The organism is Priestia sp. GS2 (assembly GCF_036409025.1).
Taxonomy (GTDB): Bacteria; Bacillota; Bacilli; order Bacillales; family Bacillaceae_H; genus Priestia; species Priestia aryabhattai_A.
Window position 1 is genome coordinate 2,727,325 of sequence record NZ_JAZGJX010000001.1, and the last position, 17,394, is coordinate 2,744,718.

The 17,394-nt window shown below is 40.0% G+C and carries 16 protein-coding genes; 1 reads left to right on the plus strand and 15 read right to left on the minus strand.

The window, feature by feature from the left end; genetic code table 11:
• The 4 genes from V2145_RS13965 to galU form a co-directional block, all read right to left on the minus strand.
• On the minus strand, positions 1 to 750 hold the full coding sequence (locus V2145_RS13965) for a YveK family protein (RefSeq protein ID WP_330987883.1): 750 nt from the start codon (positions 748 to 750) through the stop codon (positions 1 to 3).
• Positions 751 to 1,261: 511 nt separating this feature from the next.
• A complete protein-coding gene (locus V2145_RS13970) occupies positions 1,262 to 1,615 on the minus strand; it encodes a hypothetical protein (protein ID WP_330987884.1) in 354 nt (117 codons plus the stop codon).
• Between the two features lie 599 nt (positions 1,616 to 2,214).
• Positions 2,215 to 2,847 carry a sugar transferase gene (locus V2145_RS13975; RefSeq protein WP_330988145.1) on the minus strand — a complete coding sequence of 211 codons (633 nt, stop codon included), beginning with the start codon at positions 2,845 to 2,847 and terminating at the stop codon, positions 2,215 to 2,217.
• 74 nt (positions 2,848 to 2,921) lie between these two features.
• On the minus strand, positions 2,922 to 3,803 hold the full coding sequence (gene galU / locus V2145_RS13980) for a UTP--glucose-1-phosphate uridylyltransferase GalU (protein WP_330987885.1): 882 nt from the start codon (positions 3,801 to 3,803) through the stop codon (positions 2,922 to 2,924).
• A 704-nt stretch (positions 3,804 to 4,507) separates the two neighbouring features.
• Between galU and V2145_RS13985 the strand changes: the two genes are divergently transcribed.
• Entirely contained in the window at positions 4,508 to 4,954 is a 447-nt protein-coding gene (locus V2145_RS13985) for a VanZ family protein (protein WP_330987886.1), read from the plus strand.
• A gap of 28 nt (positions 4,955 to 4,982) precedes the next feature.
• On the opposite strand, the gene V2145_RS13990 is transcribed toward V2145_RS13985, so the two are convergent.
• The 11 genes from V2145_RS13990 to V2145_RS14040 form a co-directional block, all read right to left on the minus strand.
• Complete coding sequence (locus tag V2145_RS13990) at positions 4,983 to 6,323, minus strand: UDP-glucose dehydrogenase family protein (protein WP_330987887.1); 1,341 nt, start codon at positions 6,321 to 6,323, stop codon at positions 4,983 to 4,985.
• Positions 6,324 to 6,454: 131 nt separating this feature from the next.
• A complete protein-coding gene (locus V2145_RS13995) occupies positions 6,455 to 6,922 on the minus strand; it encodes a competence protein ComK (protein WP_330987888.1) in 468 nt (155 codons plus the stop codon).
• Between the two features lie 127 nt (positions 6,923 to 7,049).
• A complete protein-coding gene (locus V2145_RS14000) occupies positions 7,050 to 7,541 on the minus strand; it encodes a sigma-70 family RNA polymerase sigma factor (protein WP_330987889.1) in 492 nt (163 codons plus the stop codon).
• Positions 7,542 to 7,784: 243 nt separating this feature from the next.
• Positions 7,785 to 8,627 carry an SDR family oxidoreductase gene (locus V2145_RS14005; protein WP_330987890.1) on the minus strand — a complete coding sequence of 281 codons (843 nt, stop codon included), beginning with the start codon at positions 8,625 to 8,627 and terminating at the stop codon, positions 7,785 to 7,787.
• On the minus strand, positions 8,602 to 9,693 hold the full coding sequence (gene uxuA / locus V2145_RS14010; protein WP_330987891.1) for a mannonate dehydratase: 1,092 nt from the start codon (positions 9,691 to 9,693) through the stop codon (positions 8,602 to 8,604). The genes V2145_RS14005 and uxuA overlap by 26 nt, the downstream gene beginning before the upstream one ends.
• 5 nt (positions 9,694 to 9,698) lie before the next feature.
• The gene (uxaC, locus tag V2145_RS14015) at positions 9,699 to 11,120 is read right to left on the minus strand and encodes a glucuronate isomerase (protein ID WP_330987892.1); all 1,422 of its coding nucleotides are present in this window, start codon (positions 11,118 to 11,120) and stop codon (positions 9,699 to 9,701) included.
• 18 nt (positions 11,121 to 11,138) lie between these two features.
• Positions 11,139 to 13,550: a glycoside hydrolase family 31 protein gene (locus tag V2145_RS14020; RefSeq protein WP_330988146.1), complete on the minus strand. Its 2,412-nt coding sequence runs from the start codon at positions 13,548 to 13,550 to the stop codon at positions 11,139 to 11,141.
• 26 nt (positions 13,551 to 13,576) lie between these two features.
• Positions 13,577 to 14,875: a TRAP transporter large permease gene (locus V2145_RS14025; RefSeq protein ID WP_311858960.1), complete on the minus strand. Its 1,299-nt coding sequence runs from the start codon at positions 14,873 to 14,875 to the stop codon at positions 13,577 to 13,579.
• Positions 14,875 to 15,375 carry a TRAP transporter small permease gene (locus tag V2145_RS14030; RefSeq protein ID WP_131887090.1) on the minus strand — a complete coding sequence of 167 codons (501 nt, stop codon included), beginning with the start codon at positions 15,373 to 15,375 and terminating at the stop codon, positions 14,875 to 14,877. Before V2145_RS14030 ends, V2145_RS14025 begins: the two co-directional genes overlap by 1 nt.
• Positions 15,376 to 15,736: 361 nt before the next feature.
• Complete coding sequence (locus tag V2145_RS14035; protein WP_330987893.1) at positions 15,737 to 16,756, minus strand: TRAP transporter substrate-binding protein; 1,020 nt, start codon at positions 16,754 to 16,756, stop codon at positions 15,737 to 15,739.
• The gene (locus V2145_RS14040; protein ID WP_311858966.1) at positions 16,741 to 17,388 is read right to left on the minus strand and encodes a bifunctional 4-hydroxy-2-oxoglutarate aldolase/2-dehydro-3-deoxy-phosphogluconate aldolase; all 648 of its coding nucleotides are present in this window, start codon (positions 17,386 to 17,388) and stop codon (positions 16,741 to 16,743) included. The genes V2145_RS14035 and V2145_RS14040 overlap by 16 nt, the downstream gene beginning before the upstream one ends.
• Positions 17,389 to 17,394 lie beyond the last annotated feature (6 nt).

Consider the following 17,394-nt stretch of genomic DNA (forward strand, 5'->3'; position numbering starts at 1 on the left):
TTACCCACCGTATGTCTCTCCTCTCACCGCATGATTTGCGCCTGTTGGTGTTACTCGAGTTCCTTCAAGTTCGCGGTCTTTAATTACTGAAATGGAACCGATAACCGGAAGCTCCAATATCGTTTCTACATCTTGCTCGGTCTTGATTGTATTATCTAGGTATTCTAATAAGAAAGCTAAACCAACACCAAGCATAAGCCCAACTACAATCGCAATCGCAATATTCATTAATGGCGCAGGCTTAATTGGATTTAAGCTGTCAGCTAACTCTGCTTTTGATAGAATACTAACGTTATCAATGCTCATAATGCTAGAAATTTTCTCTTGGAACACATCTGCCGTCGTGTTCGCAATATCCGTTGCGCGCTTCGCGTCCGTGTCTTGTACGACGATATGCGCTACTTGAGAATCCTGGGAGTTCGTTACTTGTACTTGGCCGCTTAGCTGCTTAGCCGTTACGTTTAAATTAAGCTTTTTAACAACATCCTCTAAAATAACAGGGCTCGTAATGATCTCGTTATACGTACTAATTAACTGAATGTTTGTTTGTATCGTGTATGCATTAAGGGGCTGCTGTTCTGAACTTTCTTGATTCACAAGAATTTGCGTTCTTGCTTGATAGACAGGCGTTAACACAAAGAAACTAACGATACCGCTTATCATCGCTGCGATAATTGTAATGAGGGCGATAAGCCAAAGACGTTTCTTTAACGTACCGAACAACTGTCGTAAATCAATTGTCTCTTCCATTGGTGACCTCCGAATTAAATAATTGTAGCTTCGTAAAGACTCTATTTACCATTATAATTCACAAAACTATTCTTTTCTACATATTCCTGTAAATCTTGTGATTATTTAGTACTGTTTATATCGGCATAGATAGAATATTATTTACTAGATTCATTACGTCATTTTTTAATTGTTGATTAAAGTCTTCTCTGTCTTTTAACGAAGGCTTTTGTACGCCAAAATAAAATTTTGCTTTTGGTTCTGTTCCTAATGGGCGAACTGCAACTCATGAACCGTCTTCTAAGTACAACTTTAGCATGTTTGATTTAGGTAATTTAATTTTACTTACCTTATTACCTGTTAGCTTCCTTTTCTCACTAGTTTTATAATCTTCAATGGCTACCACGCTTGTTTCAGCTAGTTCTTTCAGTGGATTATGACGAAGGTTTGATAAAATGCCCGCAATTTGCTCCGAACCGTCTTTGCCTTTTAACGTTAGCGATTCTAACGATTCTTTTAAAAAACCATATATTCAAAATATCCCCACAATGACTTCGTATAGTGATTGTCCTTGACCTTTATAAAAAGCAGCTACTTCTGTTGCGAATATGGCTGACTGAACGGCGTCTTTATCACAAACAAAGTCTCCAATTAAATAACCATAGCTCTCTTCATATCCAAACTGGAACACGTGAGAGTTTGTGTTTTCAAACTCATTAATCTTTTCACCAATAAACTTAAATCCTGTCAGCGTATCAATTGTTTCCAAACCGAAGATCGCTGAAATAGCACGTCCAATTTCAGACGTAACAATAGTCTCAATCACCACTCCGCTTGAAGGAAGTAAACCTTGCTTCTGCTTTTGAGATAGTAAATAATAAAGCATTAACGCACCATTTGATTGCCTGACAAGAAATATTCATCGCTACTCCTAAGCTCTCTTCATCATAGAGAGTTCTGATTACTATTTCTTTTCCATATTAAATTGCTAACTCAAACGCTACATAATCTTCAGAATTTGGAGCCTTAGCTGTGGAAAAATTTAATTCTGGCAGATTTTGCTCTTTAATGACCACTATTTTTTCAAAATCAAAGGCTATTTCATCCTTATAAGAACGCACTATATATATATGTTTCAGAAATAAACTACAGACAATATAAACATAATTAATACCATTAGATACACCATAACATTCATTATGAATATCATGTAGCATTTTGTTAATATTATACTTTCCAGTTATCATTCCTTATTTAAAAACATAGAATTTTGACTTTAAATTTCTTTCCTACATAAAAAGAGTAAAATTATATTTAAAGAGAATCTCATTTCCTGATTTTAAATTGGTATAAACCTTAATTTGTAGGTTAAACGCTCCAGTCATCTCAGCTTAGAGTTTCACTGAGTATGCTAGCGTGTTATACTTGATTTTAATTTGTAATTAACTCAATAATAATTTCACCTATTAACCGTTATGACTAATCCTAATAAGCATCATTTGAACCAAATAACACCCTAACCGTTTTGAAAATTATTCGAAGATCATACCGTAAGTTACATTTACGAATATATTCTAAATCTAGTTCAACCATTTCTTTAAAACCGATACTACTTCTTCCGCTCACTTGCCATAAACCTGTACAGCCTGGCGTAACAAGTAGACGTTGCTTATCGTATTCAGAATACTGTTGAACTTCTCGCAACACTGGTGGTCTTGGTCCAACTAAACTCATTTCTCCTTTAACGACATTCCACAACTGTGGAAGTTCATCGATGCTTGTTTTTCTAATGAACTTTCCAACTCTCGTAATACGTGGATCATGTTTCATTTTAAACATGATGCTTCCGGTCTCATTTTGATCTAATAAATTTTTTAAGCGCTCTTCGGCATCAGATACCATGGAGCGAAATTTATACATACCAAACTCTTGTCCATTTTTCCCAATTCGCTTTTGCTTAAAAAAAATCGGCCCATTAGGATCTTCTATTTTAATAGCAAGCATAACAATAATGAACACCCAAGATAATAAAATAATCCCTAATAATGCCCCAGCAATATCCATTGTACGTTTCCCTATGTAATAAAATGTCGACTTGTTTTCAACAGCGTTTAAAATAAGAGCGTCATGATAAGAAGATGATACTTTGCTTTGAGGTCCATTCAAACTTATTTCCTCCTTTATAACATTCCTTATTGTTTAACAATATATTGTGAAGCAAGCTCATGAATTAATTTCACCATATCCTCTCGTAGCTCTTCATGTTTAAGTGCAAACTCAAGAGTTGTACGAATAAACCCTAGCTTTTCTCCAACATCATAACGTTTCCCTTCAAAATCATATGCAAATACTCTTTGAATTTGATTTAGTTTTTCAATTGCATCTGTCAATTGAATTTCACCCCCAGCTCCTATTTGTTGTTCTGATAAGAACTTGAAAATTTCTGGAGTAAATACATAGCGACCCATGATTGCAAGATTTGATGGAGCGGTTCCTGGCTCAGGCTTTTCTACAAAAGTATTTACTTTATAGCGACGATTTTCTTTAGCACTTGGATCTACAATGCCATAACGATGTGTTTCGTTGTCGTCTACTGTTTGAACACCAATAACAGAAGATAATGTTGTTTCATATTCATCCATTAATTGACGTAAGCAAGGTTTATCACCTTGTACAATATCATCACCTAATAGTACTGCAAACGGCTCATTACCAATAAAGTTGCGAGCGCACCACACAGCATGACCTAACCCTTTTGGTTCTTTTTGACGAATATAATGGATATCAACGTTTGAGGATTGACGAACTTTTTCTAATAACTCAAATTTCTCTTTTTCTACTAAGTTATTTTCCAGCTCTGGCGCGTAATCGAAATGATCTTCAATCGCACGCTTTCCTTTACCTGTTACGATAATAATGTCTTCAATACCTGATTCGATTGCTTCTTCAACGATGTACTGAATCGTTGGCTTGTCTACGATTGGAAGCATTTCTTTTGGCATTGCTTTTGTTGCTGGTAAGAAGCGTGTCCCAAGACCCGCTGCTGGAATAATGGCCTTGCGTACTTTTTTCATAGCATAATTCCTCTTTTCATATTTTAGTAACCGATAAATATAGATATAAATGCTTAAGAAAAGGTTGTATTCACCTCAACCCTTGCGTAAACATTTATAAAAAACAGGGCATCTAACCCTACCTCACACCATGCTACTGCCAACAAGCGTGTCTAAGGTGCTTTTCTTACATGACACCCACAGCACAGTCGAGTATCTCCATTGATAAAGGTTAGGAGATATCACCTTTATTCTTACTTAAATTATCAGTTTAATAATTCATTAGTCTTGTTCAAAAAGTAATGTTACCATAACAATTTATGGTTTTAAATGAGGGTTTTTGTCGTTAAATGTCGACTTTTATACTGAATGCTTAATATAGGACTTTAACTCCTCGAAAAGTCCTTTTTTTGCGCTGTTCTGTTGCAGGATAATCCATTTGATAGTTTTAAAGTCTTTAAAATAAGGAATATATTAGAATTTATTCTTAATATAGATGGAAGACAAGATGAAATGATGCCTATGTAAGATGTTTATCTAGAAGTTTTTCTCTTAATTAAACCTAAATACCTAATTAATATGTTTATTATACATTTCAATAGTATAAAAATACCATCCCCTTTTTTGATTTTTTTGTAAATTTATATCGAATATCCTTTACACTTGCTTTATCTCCCATTTTCTCCTAGGATATAAATTAAAACTAGTTAGAAGAAGGATTACATATGGTAAAGAAACTGATTGCCCTTTTATTTATGCTTGCGATTGCTTACTTTTCACACACGCCGCATTTGCAAGTAACAGACCCCGGTACTTGGAATAACCCTTCTGTATGGGATCACAATGCTACAATTAAATCTGTTCTAAGCCCTAGCGGTGAATTTTTCACTGCTTATTCTTACGGCTTTAATACAGAATTCATTTTACGAAAAATTGCGCACATCACGTTCTTTGGAATACTCGCTCTTTTGTTTTATTGGAATTTACGAGAATCGAAGACTCGGTATATAAAAGCTTGGGTCCTGCTCGCTTTGTTTGCTTTTACCGATGAGGTACATCAAGCATTCATCGTTGGTCGGGACGGCCGAATTGTGGATGTAATGATTGATTCGTTCGGCGGAGCATTATTTTTGTTTTTATATTATTTAATAAAGAAATCGAAGAAAGCGTAGCAGGAATTACTCTGCTACGCTTTTTCTTTCATACAAACACACTCTCCACATTCTGAACAACGTCTCTTCCAATCGAGTCGTAAATCATCTTCTCTTTCTTCACATCTTCTAAGCAATAGCAATTTCGTCCGTCTAGCACAATTGGGGTTCTCATGAGTTCTTCATAGCGCTTTAACGGAAATTCTTGCACTGCGTTCCATTCGGTGAAAATAAAACAGATATCAGATCCGCTAAGCGCTTCATCGATACTTGAACAGTAGGTGATTTCGGTTGGGTATCGCTTTTTAACATGTGGAATGGCTACGGGATCCCACGCTTTTATCTCTGCACCGTCTTCTAGCATAAGCGGAATGTTTACAAGAGCAGGCGCTTCTCGTAGGTCATCTGTTTCAGGCTTAAAAGTAAGACCTAGTATGGCAACGGTCAGTCCTCTTAAGCTAGGAAAATAGCGGCGCGCTTTTTTTAGAAGCTTAATTTTTTGCGCTTCGTTTACGTCGATTGCTGCTTTTACCGTTTTAAATTCATAGTCGTGAAAGTTTGCCAGCCAGTGAAGGGCTTTTGTATCTTTTGGAAAGCAAGACCCTCCGTATCCGATACCTGCTTGTAGAAACTCCGGGCTTATACGAGAGTCAAAGCCCATGCCTTTTGCTACGTCCTCTACGTCTGCCCCGATGCGTTCACATAGGTTCGCAATCTCATTAATAAATGAAATTTTCAACGCTAAAAAATCGTTCGATGCATACTTAATCATTTCTGCGCTTTTTCGATTTGTAATAACAAGCGGTGCATGAAAGTCTTGATAGACTTCTCTTAGTACTTTTTCTGCTTTTTCATCCTCTATTCCAATCACAATCCTTGACGGGAAGAGCGTATCTTGCACCGCTCTTCCTTGTGAAAGAAACTCCGGGTTCGATGCGATCTTTACTTCGACAGGATGCTTTCGTTGAGATTGAATCCATTCATCTAGCTTATCGGTCGTTCCGATTGGAACCGTCGATTTGACGACGACTACGCAGTCTCTTGTTACACTTCTTGAGATTTGCTTGGCTGCTTCGTATACGTATGTTAAGTCTGCGGAACCGTCCATTCTCTCTGGTGTTCCCACTCCGATGAAAATGACGTCTGCGTCTTTGTAGGCTGCTTCATAGCTTGTTGTGAACGTCAGCTTGTCTTTATAGTCTGTCAGTAGTTCCTGTAGCTCAGGCTCATAGATGGGCGATACCCCCGTTTGCAGTAAAAGGATTTTCTCTGAATCAACATCGACACACACAACAGAATGACCGTATTTGGCAAGACATACACCCGTGACAAGCCCCACATAACCAGTGCCTGCTACCGCGATTTTCACCTTTAACACCCTTTCGTTCATGAATTAACTGCTCTTATTGTTCCCTTTATATAATGCATCATGAACCATGCTCATTCCTGTCTAGAAAGCAATTTTACAAAATCTTAGCAATTAGTACATATTCAATACTCCTACAATCAGCTATGTACCATCTACCGACGAATATCATGCTGCACCGTTAAAGCCTTACTTAACTTCTCTTTTAAGCTATGCCGGGAAAGTGACGTTGGAAGATGCGTTTGGTCGTGGAAGTAGATAGTCTGGGCCTGCGAAGTTTCTTTTGAAGAAGATAGCGTCTGCGTAACGTCAATATGGGATAAAAAATACCAGCTGCAGTGATGTGATGTTGGAGACTTGGTAGGAATGACAATGAGTTCATTGACTTTATCAATGACAAGCGGAGGTTCTTTCGTGAAGCCAAATCGTTTTCTGACGGCTTTCAGTGCGTCATCAAAGGTTGTGAGGTTCTCGATGCAAGACTCCATGAGTAGCTCTTTACATGTTTTTGTGGAATAATACTCTCCTTTTGCATCCAAAATTTTTGTTTGGTACTGAAAGTGTTGAACTGGCTTCAATGCTTTTGTATCAACGTTTATAACGTAGTTTTCATTTACTTCCATTTTCTCAACCCCTTTATTACTATTTTACAAAAAAGAGTTTTGAATTTCTAGTAGTTTTTACCTATTATTCAAAATTTTTAGTTTACTTCTTAAAAAGCAGAAGGTGATATCCTTCTGCTTCTTAGTTCTATGAATGTGAAAGTGTTTCTTTAAGCTTTTTCCGAGCGGTCTTGCCCCAGTTTTTCACCGCTCCTGTTGAGACGCCGTACTTATCAGCGAGCTCCCTATAGGAGTAACCTCCTAATAGATATTCTAGAATATAAATCTTTTCTCTTGGCGTGAGATGCTCGATCATTTCATGAATAATAGACGACTGCAGGGCCACGGGAAGGGAATCGTCTGGGTGCGTCACCAACAGCGTGTCTTCCGTTAGTGCTTCTCGCTCGTCTCGTTTTACGCTTGCTTTTAGCTCCATTAAAATGGTACCGCGCACGGTGCTATAGGCATAGGCTGAAAACGAGCCTTTGCTTTCATCAAACTTTTGGTAGGCTTTCCACAGGTTAATTAAGGCGAGCTGATAGTATTCTTCTTGTTCTTTGTAGATATGGTGCTTTTGAATCATCGAGACAATGAGAGGGTGAAACGATTCTGCAACTTGTTCAAACGATAGAGATTTCATGAATTCGTCCTTTTAAAAAGCGCGCTTTTTCTTGTATTCCGCCGGTACGTTTACTTTACCGAAAGTAAGAGATGAGGAACACTGAGCTAATTTGATGGTGACGATTAGACACGATTCAAACTTTCCTGGGAAATAGTGATATTATTCTACAGAAATGGTGATGATACGTGGTTTTTAGCGATGAAATCAAAAATAGCCGATGCGCACGCAGCGCTCGGCTATTTCTATGATAAAAGCTTCAAATCAAACACCAGAATACGCTGAAAATCCACCGTCAACCGGAATAACAGCGCCCGTTACGAAGCGAGACATGCTGTCGTCTGCTAAGTATAGGAGCGTGCCGACCAGGTCTTCTTTGTCTCCAAAGCGACCCATTGGCGTATGGTCAACGATTTTTTTTGCTCGATCCGTTGGCGTACCGTCTTCTTTTAATATCAGCTTTTCATTTTGAGCCGTTAAAAAGAAGCCTGGTGCAATGGCGTTTACTCGTATATTGGAAGTCGCAAAGTGCACCGCTAACCACTGTGTGAGGTTGTTGATGGCTGCTTTTGAACCGCTGTATGCCGGAATTTTCGTAAGCGGCGTAAAGCCGTTCATAGACGAGATATTAATGATGGTTCCCGCTTCTTTTTGAATCATATCCGCAGCAAACACCTGCGTAGGAAGAAGCGTGCCCATGAAGTTCAAGTCCATCACAAAGCGGACGTCATCCGGCTCAAGATTGAAGAAAGTAACCGTATTATCACTGAGTTCAGCGTCACGGCTGAAATATTCTTGAGTTGTTGTTGCCTTAGGATGATTCCCTCCTGCTCCGTTTACCAAGAGGTCAATTTCACCCCAGTGGCGATTGATGATTTCCTTTGCTGCTTTTAGGGATGCTTCATTGGTGACGTCTGCGCTGACAGCAAGCGCTTGACCTCCCTCTTGATTGAGCTGATCCGCTAATGCTTCTGCTTTTTCTAACGTTCGGTTTAAGATGGCCACTTTAGCACCCGCTTTAGCTAGAGCTGCGCTGAATGCAGCTCCTAAAACACCCGCTCCACCGGTTACAACAGCGACTTTATTTTCTAACGGCAGCAACGTCATGTGTTTTCCCTCCGTTTACGCTTTGTTGGTCTTTTTGAATAGCTTCCCATAGCCCCGTTAAGTACGTTGCACCTAACGCACGGTCAAACAAGCCGTAGCCAGGCTTACCTGTTTCTCCCCAAATCATACGCCCGTGATCCGGACGAATTGGACCGTTATACGAAACGTCATGAAGCGCTTTTAACACTTCGTACATATCCACAGAACCGTACTCAGAAGGATGAGCCGTTTCATTAAATGACTTTTCACCTGTTCGCTTCACGTTTCTCGCATGAACAAAGTGAATTCTCCCCTGTGAGCCAAATTTCCGAACCATCTGTGGTAAATTATTGGTTTCAAGCGCTCCTAAAGAGCCTGTGCAAAAACACAGTCCGTGATTTGGACTTTCATATAAAGAAAGAAGGCGCTCGATATTCTGTTCATTTGTGATGATGCGCGGCAGTCCAAAGATGGACCAAGGTGGATCATCCGGATGCATAGCCAGGTTAATGCCTACCTGTTCAGCAACAGGAATAACCTGTTCTAAAAAGTAGGAAAGGTTATCCCAAAGTTCTTCTGTTCCTACTGAGCGATATTGTTCAAAAAGCTGAGCCAGCTCTTCTTTCTCATAGCTTGTATCCCAACCCGGCAGCGATAGATTTCCTTTCACCGGATCCATTAGCTCAATGACGTTGTTATCATAGCTAAGGCACGTGGAATCATCTTCTAAACGATGCTCCAGTGACGACCTCGTCCAGTCGAAAACCGGCATGAAGTTATAGCACACCGTCGTAATGCCGCTTGCACTTAGATTTTTCAGCGTTTGCTGGAAACTAGCAATATACTGATCACGCGTTGGCAAGCCTAGTTTGATATCTTCATGAACAGGCACGCTTTCAATAACCGTTAGCTCAAGACCTGCGTCTTCAATGTCTTTTTTTAACGTTTGAATTCTGCTTTCAGGCCACACTTCACCGACCGGTATATCATAAATAGCGGAAACAATTCCTCTCATACTTGGAATCTGCTTAATATATGTTAATGGAATCGTATCGCTTTTGCCGTACCATCTAAATGACATTTTCATTTTGCTTACACTCCCACCTTCAGTTTTGTATTGCTAATGGTAAAGTAGTTCGCTGCGTTGTTATAGCAAATATCTTCAATGATTCCACCGACTTTGTTTACGTCGTTTGGAATTTCTCCCTCTTCCATCCACTGACCAAATAAGTCGCATAAAATCCGGCGGAAATACTCGTGTCGTGCGTAAGATAAGAAGCTTCTCGAGTCCGTCAGCATGCCGATAAACGTACTGATTACGCCGTAGTTGGCTAACACGTTCATTTGACGCAGCATGCCTTCTTTGTGATCGTTAAACCACCAAGCGGTACCGAGCTGCATTTTCCCTTTAATTCCGGCTTGCTGAAAGTTGCCAAGCGTTGAAGCAATCGCTTCTTGTTCAGTAGGGTTTAACGGAAAGACAATGGTTCTTGGTAATTCTCCCTTTACGTTCAGCGCGTCGAAAAATTTGTTCAGCTCTTCGGCAAACTGCTGGTTGGAAATAGAATCATAGCCTGCGTCAGGACCGCTTGTTTTAAACGCTAGCGTATTATTATTTCGAATTGGCCCCAGGTGAAGCTGCATCGCCCAATCCTTACGAGCGTACATCCCACTTAGGTGCTGCATGATAAGCGATACATACTTATGTTCTTCTTCTAAAGAAAGCGCTGCTCCGTCTAACCTTTTCTTTATGATTTCATTCACTTCATCCGGCTTTGCATCTACGTACGTAAACGTCGTTAGTCCGTGGTCAGCTAAGCGGCAGCCCGCTTCGTGAAATTTGTCTACGTACGCATCGATGTTCTTTACTAAAGCCTCGATCGTCACTTCATCAGGCGATACGTTCAGAAACGAATGGATGTAAGAAGAAAAGTTCTGACTCTGTATGTGAAGAATGGCGTCCGGTCGAAAAGTTGGCAATACCTTTACTGGAAACTCTTCATTTTGCTGCAGCTCCACGTGATACGATAAGTCTTCTAACGGATCGTTAATGGTACAAATAACGGAAACGTTTGACTGCTTAATCAGCGATTGCGTTGTGAATTCTGTTGAACGAACGATTTCTTCACAGTGATTCCATATCTTCTCCGCATCTTTTTCTTTCACGACTTCGTGATAGTCAAAGTAGCGTGCTAATTCTAAATGCGTCCAGTGGTAAAGTGGATTGCCGATGAGAAGCGGAACGGCTTTAATCCACGCGATGAATTTTTCCTTAGCAGAAGCTTCTCCCGTAATATAGTATTCTTCAATACCTAACGTACGCATCGCTCGCCACTTATAGTGATCTCCTTCTAACCACGCTTCCGTAGCAGAAGTAAATCTTCTATTTTCAGCGATTTCTTTTGCGCTTAGGTGACAATGGTAGTCATAGATTGGCATGTTTTTGGCAAACTGCTCGTATAGCTTAAAAGCTGCTGGTGTACGCAACATAAAATCTTCTTTTAAGAATCCCATCTTTTGTCTCCTTCCTTCTTAACGAAATCGTACGCTGAAACGTCCATCTTCTATCTTAGTCCATTCATTATTAACGTAGACTTCTCGCGTTTCTCCAGCGGGTACTGTGAAAATCAGTTCTTCATACGGTACCTCATAGTCACCTTTTAAATGAAGAGAAACGTTAATGCGTTCTTCTGTCGTTTCCATATTAATGTTGATTTTCTTACATTGCTCTTCATGGTGCGCCGTAATGCCGTCATCTTCATATAGTTCATAGTGAGATGACTGATTCCCCTTAGAAGGAAACAGTAAAATAGCGCGCTGTTCGTCTGACGTTTCATTAAACGATGGTTCGTTACAATTAATCGGAATGATTGCGCCGCCTTTTACAAGAAGAGGCGGTTTCTCTTCTAACGCTGCTGGTAACGTAACGGATTGACCTCCTTCATAGTAGTCACCCGTATGGAAATCAAACCAGCCGTCTTTGTGATGAGGCAGATACACTTCTCGCACTGTCGCTCCCTTTTCGACAACTGAAGGAACCAGCATAAACTCACCTAACAAGAAGTCATCGTTTTCTTTAAACGTATTTTGATCTCCTTCGAAATCATAGAACGTCGATTTAATCATTGGCTCGTAGTACGCGTGCGCGCGATACAGCGCTGTATATAAATACGGCTGTAAGGTATAGCGAAACTTAATTAAGTTGGCAATGGCTTCTGTTGTTTCTGCATACATCCAAGGAACGTTTACCGTTTTGTCTTCGTTCCACGAATGAATCGTGAAGCGCGGATAGAAAATTCCGTTTTGCACCCAGCGAACTAACAGCTCTGACTCTGGGGCAGGACCAGCAAATCCTCCCACGTCATGTCCGATGTTGTAGATTCCAGAAAGGCTTAATCCAACCGCCATCTTATTGTTATACTTTAACGTTTTCCAGCTCGTGTAGTTATCACCCGTCCATGTTTGCACATAGCGCTGCATGCCCGGTGCACCTGATCTTGAAATTAAATACGGTCTCTCATTTGGATTATTCTCTTTTTGCGCTTCATACGAAGCTTTCATCATTAAGATTGGCTGTAAGCTTCTTATATAATTAAACGCAAGCGGATTGCCAAAGCCGTTCACTTGAGCTGTTTCAGACCAAATTTCAAACTCATTGTTATCGTTCCAAGTAGATTGAATGCCGTATTTTAATAGTTTGTCTTCGACTTGCGCTTTCCACCACTTAACGGTTTTAGGGTTCGTAAAATCAAGATACGCACCGATATCATCCCAGAACTGAACCATTTCCGGTCCATCTCCTGCTGCGTTCATAATGAACATGTTTTCTTTTTTAAGCTCTTCAAACATGGGATGGTCCTGCAGCAAGCAAGGTTTAATATTGGCACATAAGCGAATTCCTTTATCAGCAAAAGACTGAACAAATCCTTTGATATCCGGAAACTTATCGTGGTTCCAATTGAAAACGTACCGCTTATCGTCAATGGACGTATAGCCAGACGACAGCTGAAAGGAATCACATAAAATGTCATTCTTCTCGCAGTCCGCTAAAAATTGTTCCAGCTGCTCCTGAGCATTTGGCGCATCCGTGTATGTCATCGTGGAACCAGAATAACCTAAGCTCCATTTTGGTGGAAAAATCGTTTTTCCCGTTAACCACGTATAGCGCTTTACAACGCTGCTCACTTCTGGACCAGCGATAAAGTAATAGTCTAAATCACCGGCTTTTTGCTCATAGTAACGATACAAGCCGTGGTAGTTATCCATTTCATTTCCCATATCAAAAATGGATTCTGACGTGCTGTCATAAAACAACCCGTAGGACATTTGTTCTTTTTCATTTCTTGTTATATAAAACGGGATATGCTTATAAAGCGGATCGGTCCACTCCGCATCATATCCCATCGGATCAAGGTTCAGCATGCGAAACCTTCTTCCGTATCGATTGGTTTCACCGGCTTTTTCACCTAATCCATAATACGACTCTTCGTACGTTCGCTGTAAATAATGATACGTAGAGGTTCCGAGCGCTCCGTCAAAGTTATAGGCCTGCGTGTTTCGGTCCATCGCAACCTGTCGCCAGCTATCTTGTTCACTGCGTCTCATTAGCCACGTGATTTTAAAGCCGTCCAGTTTTATTACTGCTTTTAAGAGCTTTGTGTAAACGGTTACGACATCCTCACTCTTTTCAACATGGTAAGCAGGTAAGGTAAACCCCGTAAGGTCAAATCTGCTTCGACCCTCAAAAGGAATATCTTCCATATCAGGTGCCACAAGCCACGTCTTTGCTGGTGAAAACTCTTCTCCCTTACTCACCATTACTCGAAACAGATCTTCTTCTAAAATGAAAAGAGATGCATAGTGATGAGAGTCCCCTAGCTTAAACATAAGCTGATTACTTTTTTCTTTTATTAATGTAAAATGATACGTCTTTGTTAACGTCATCATGTAAGCCTCCTTCATTTTATGTGTTAGTAACCTAGTACTTTAGGTAAAAACAATGAGATTTCCGGTAAAAACGTAACAAGAATAAGAACGACGATAATCGCCAGATAAAAAGGTAAAAGCGGTTTTATTACGTCTTCTAAATCAAGCTTTGCAATGCTAGCACCGACAAATAAAGCGCTGCCAACTGGCGGCGTGATGTTTCCGATACTTAAGTTCAGCACCATCATAATTCCAAAATGAACCGGATCCATTCCAAATTGCTGTACGATTGGCAGGAAAATAGGTGTAAAGATTAAAACAGCTGCTGTGATATCCATAAAGGTACCAATAGCTAATAAAATGATGTTTAAAACAATTAAAATCACGTACATATTCGTGGAGATGCTTAAGATAGCGTCGCTAATTAAAGCCGGCAACCCTGTAAATGCCATCACCCATGACATAACGGAAGATGCGGCAACGAGAAACATAATAACCGACGTAATTGAAACCGTATTTAATAGAATACCTGGCATATCTTTTAACTTCACCGTACGGTAAATCGCAAAAGATAGAATAAACGTATACAACACGGCTATCGCTGAGGCTTCCGTAGCGGTGAAAATTCCTGCAACGATTCCTCCTATCACAACGACAATCATCAGTAGACTCGGTATAGCGTCTAGGAACGTTTTGAAAAATAGTTTTACCGTCACTTTTTCGTTTACGCGGTATCCTTTTTTTCGAGCGATAAGAAACGCAACGACCATACACGCGATTCCCCATAGAATTCCAGGTATGTATCCTGCAATAAATAATGCTGCAATTGACGTTCCACCGCTGACTAACGAGTAGATAATGAGCGTGCCGCTTGGTGGAATAATTAAGCCCGTAGGAGCGGAAGCAATATTCGCTGCTGCTGAAAATCGCGGATCATATCCTTCTTTTTTCTGCAGCGGACCCATTACGCCGCCGATTGCTGCTGCTGCCGCTACGGATGATCCTGATAAAGAACCAAACATCATGTTTCCAATAATATTAGAGTGAGCTAATGCTCCCGGAGCTTTCCCGACTAACACTTTAGCGAAATTCACAAGTCGGTAAGCAATTCCTCCGTTATTCATTAAGATTCCAGCTAGAATAAAAAAGGGAACGGCTAGTAAAGAAAAGCTATCAATGCCGGTAACCATTTTCTGAGCTGCTGTAAAAATCGCCATATCCACTGGCATAATCGTAATAATCGTAACTAAAGAGGCAATAACAATACTAAACGAAATTGGAACGCTAAATAGAAGTAACAACGTAAATACAAAGACTAAGACGAGACTCGCTTGTAAGGCCATTAATAATTCACCTCTGAATTATTGGATTTGTTTTTCTCTTTAACGCCAAAGCCTAACGTGTTTTGAAGATGAAAGATTGCATAAAATAAAAACAAACATCCTGATACAACTAAGCTTAAATATAAATATTGAATGGGCATTTGCAGCGCTGAAGAAATCTGCCCCACCGCGTTATTCATTGCCAAAGAGCCGCCGTACATGAAGATTGATAGCACAAACAGAACAACTAGAACATCTGTCGCAACCGCAATGACTTTTTGTACACTTTTGGAAAACTTTCGTACGATAAACACAATCGCTAAGTGCTCTTTTTTTCCAAATGCGTAAGCTCCGCCTACCATCGTTAACCAGATGAGCGAATAGCGTAAAAATTCTTCCGTAAATGCACTGGGTGTATTTAAAATAAATCGGCTAAACACCTGCCAGATAGCTGCCAATACCATTAAAACGATTAAGGAACATGTAAGAAATTCTGTAATACGATCAACAATTTTTTTCATTGTTAACCTCCTACTTCATTAGGTAATGATGTTTATAATGTCGTTTTATTGATTTGAGATAGAGGCTGGGACATAATGAAATGGTTTCTTTTAAAACAAGTAGAGTTGTTAGAATATGTTTGTTCCATTACGCTACAGACTCTCGCTTTCCGCGGGGAGGAAGCTGAGCCTCCTCGCTACGCTGCGGGGTCTCAGCTCTTCCTTTATCTCCCGCAGGAGTCGAGTGTCTTACGCTTCATTCCATTCTTTTTCGAAATGGTTTTCTAAATAAACAAAATATTCAAACCATAAAAAGGTTAACTCTCCACAAGTTGGATAGACGATTGATTGAAATCCTCATTTACCGTCCCTATCTCTTCAATTATTTGTTCTGTGCTTGAAAATCTTCAAAATACTTTTTGTAGCTTTCGTTTTTCTTCACGAACTCTTCATGTAACGGCTCAGCAGCTTTAATGAATGGCTCTTTATCGATTTCATACATTTTAACACCTAGCTTTTCAGCCGCTTCTTCTTCCGACTTCACAGCATCTGCCCATACTTTTTTATGACTTTCCGATGATTCTTTCACAGCGTTTGCTAGCGTATCTTTTTGGCTATCCGATAACTTATCCCACGTTTTTGTGCTGACGATTAAAATGTCTGGCACGTACTGGTGCTCTGTTAACGTATACGCTTTTGCTACTTCGCCGTGTTTGTTTACCGTTAAAGCAGTGATGTTGTTTTCCGCTCCGTCAATAATTCCTTGCTGCAGTGACGTGTATACTTCTCCGAACGCCATAGGTGTCGGTGAACCACCCATTGCTTTGATCATAGCAATAGACGTTTGGCTTTCCTGTACGCGAATCTTCATGCCTGCTAAATCTTTTGGTGACTTCACTTCTTTATCACCTGTATAAACATTTCGCTGCCCAGCATCATACCAGCCAAGAGCAATAAAACCTTTGTCTTTTGAAAGTTTATAAATTTCTTGCACCGATTTGCTGTTATCCATTACGTTATAGTAATGTTCTTGGCTTTTAAAAACGTACGGTAGAGAAAAAATCGAGTAGCTGTCTTCAAACGATTCCAATGCGCTGGCGCTCACCTTCGCTAAGTCTAATGTGCCTGATTGCACGAGCTCAATGACATCGCGCTCTTGCCCTAACTGCCCGCTTGGAAACACCTGAACATTTACGCTATTATCAGATTCTTCTTTTGCTAGTTTCGTAAACTCTTCTAGCGATTTATGCACAGGATGATCAGTACCCTGATTATGCGCAAGCCTCAGGCTCACAGACTTCTCACCGGAGCTGGTAGTAGCTGTTCCGCCCCCTCCACAAGCTGACAGTAACACTAAAGAAGATACACTCACCAATAGGCCTAACTTTATCTTTTTGAACATAACGTCTCCCCCTTATTTAAGCTTTCCTTTACTTGTAAGATTTGCTTGATATATTGACGTAGCCCTTGTTCTCCTTTGGTCTGATACGTTTTATTAAGATCGCTGCCTATTCCTACACAGCTAGCTCCATTTTCAATCCACTCAATTCCTGTCGTTCCGCTAATTCCCCCAGTAGGCATTAGCTTTACATCAGGGAAAATGCTTAGTGATGATTTTATAAATGACTGTCCTACTACCGATGCAGGAAACACTTTAATTAATTTAAACCCTTTGCTTTTTAGCTTTGCAATTTCACTTACGGTCATGCAGCCAGGAATAATCGGAACTTCTGTTACCTGATCAACCACTTCATTTTCTGCATACGGCGTAACAATAAATTCACTGCCTGCATCAATTGATTCTTGAAGCTCCTCGACTGTTTGAACAGTTCCCATTCCAACCGTCACATTGTTTCCGTATCGATTTTTCAGCTTCGTTACGAGCTTAGTAGCTTCCGGGATTGATAGCGTCAACTCAATCGTATTGATTCCTTCTTCAACCAAGATATCGCAAATCTGTTCAGCTTCTTGAAAACTATCCGTTCGAATAACAGGAATAAATTTTGCGGAAATTAACTGATCAATGATTTTCATAAACGA

Coding starts and splice junctions, on each gene's coding strand:
- V2145_RS13965 (WP_330987883.1), bottom strand. CDS start 750: ATGGAAGAGACAATTGATTTACGACAGTTGTTCGGTACGTTAAAGAAA.
- V2145_RS13970 (WP_330987884.1), bottom strand. CDS start 1,615: ATGCTTTATTATTTACTATCTCAAAAGCAGAAGCAAGGTTTACTTCCT.
- galU (WP_330987885.1), bottom strand. CDS start 3,803: ATGAAAAAAGTACGCAAGGCCATTATTCCAGCAGCGGGTCTTGGGACA.
- V2145_RS13985 (WP_330987886.1), top strand. CDS start 4,508: ATGGTAAAGAAACTGATTGCCCTTTTATTTATGCTTGCGATTGCTTAC.
- V2145_RS13990 (WP_330987887.1), bottom strand. CDS start 6,323: ATGAACGAAAGGGTGTTAAAGGTGAAAATCGCGGTAGCAGGCACTGGT.
- V2145_RS13995 (WP_330987888.1), bottom strand. CDS start 6,922: ATGGAAGTAAATGAAAACTACGTTATAAACGTTGATACAAAAGCATTG.
- V2145_RS14000 (WP_330987889.1), bottom strand. CDS start 7,541: ATGAAATCTCTATCGTTTGAACAAGTTGCAGAATCGTTTCACCCTCTC.
- V2145_RS14005 (WP_330987890.1), bottom strand. CDS start 8,627: ATGACGTTGCTGCCGTTAGAAAATAAAGTCGCTGTTGTAACCGGTGGA.
- uxuA (WP_330987891.1), bottom strand. CDS start 9,693: ATGAAAATGTCATTTAGATGGTACGGCAAAAGCGATACGATTCCATTA.
- uxaC (WP_330987892.1), bottom strand. CDS start 11,120: ATGGGATTCTTAAAAGAAGATTTTATGTTGCGTACACCAGCAGCTTTT.
- V2145_RS14020 (WP_330988146.1), bottom strand. CDS start 13,550: ATGACGTTAACAAAGACGTATCATTTTACATTAATAAAAGAAAAAAGT.
- V2145_RS14025 (WP_311858960.1), bottom strand. CDS start 14,875: ATGGCCTTACAAGCGAGTCTCGTCTTAGTCTTTGTATTTACGTTGTTA.
- V2145_RS14030 (WP_131887090.1), bottom strand. CDS start 15,375: ATGAAAAAAATTGTTGATCGTATTACAGAATTTCTTACATGTTCCTTA.
- V2145_RS14035 (WP_330987893.1), bottom strand. CDS start 16,756: ATGTTCAAAAAGATAAAGTTAGGCCTATTGGTGAGTGTATCTTCTTTA.
- V2145_RS14040 (WP_311858966.1), bottom strand. CDS start 17,388: ATGAAAATCATTGATCAGTTAATTTCCGCAAAATTTATTCCTGTTATT.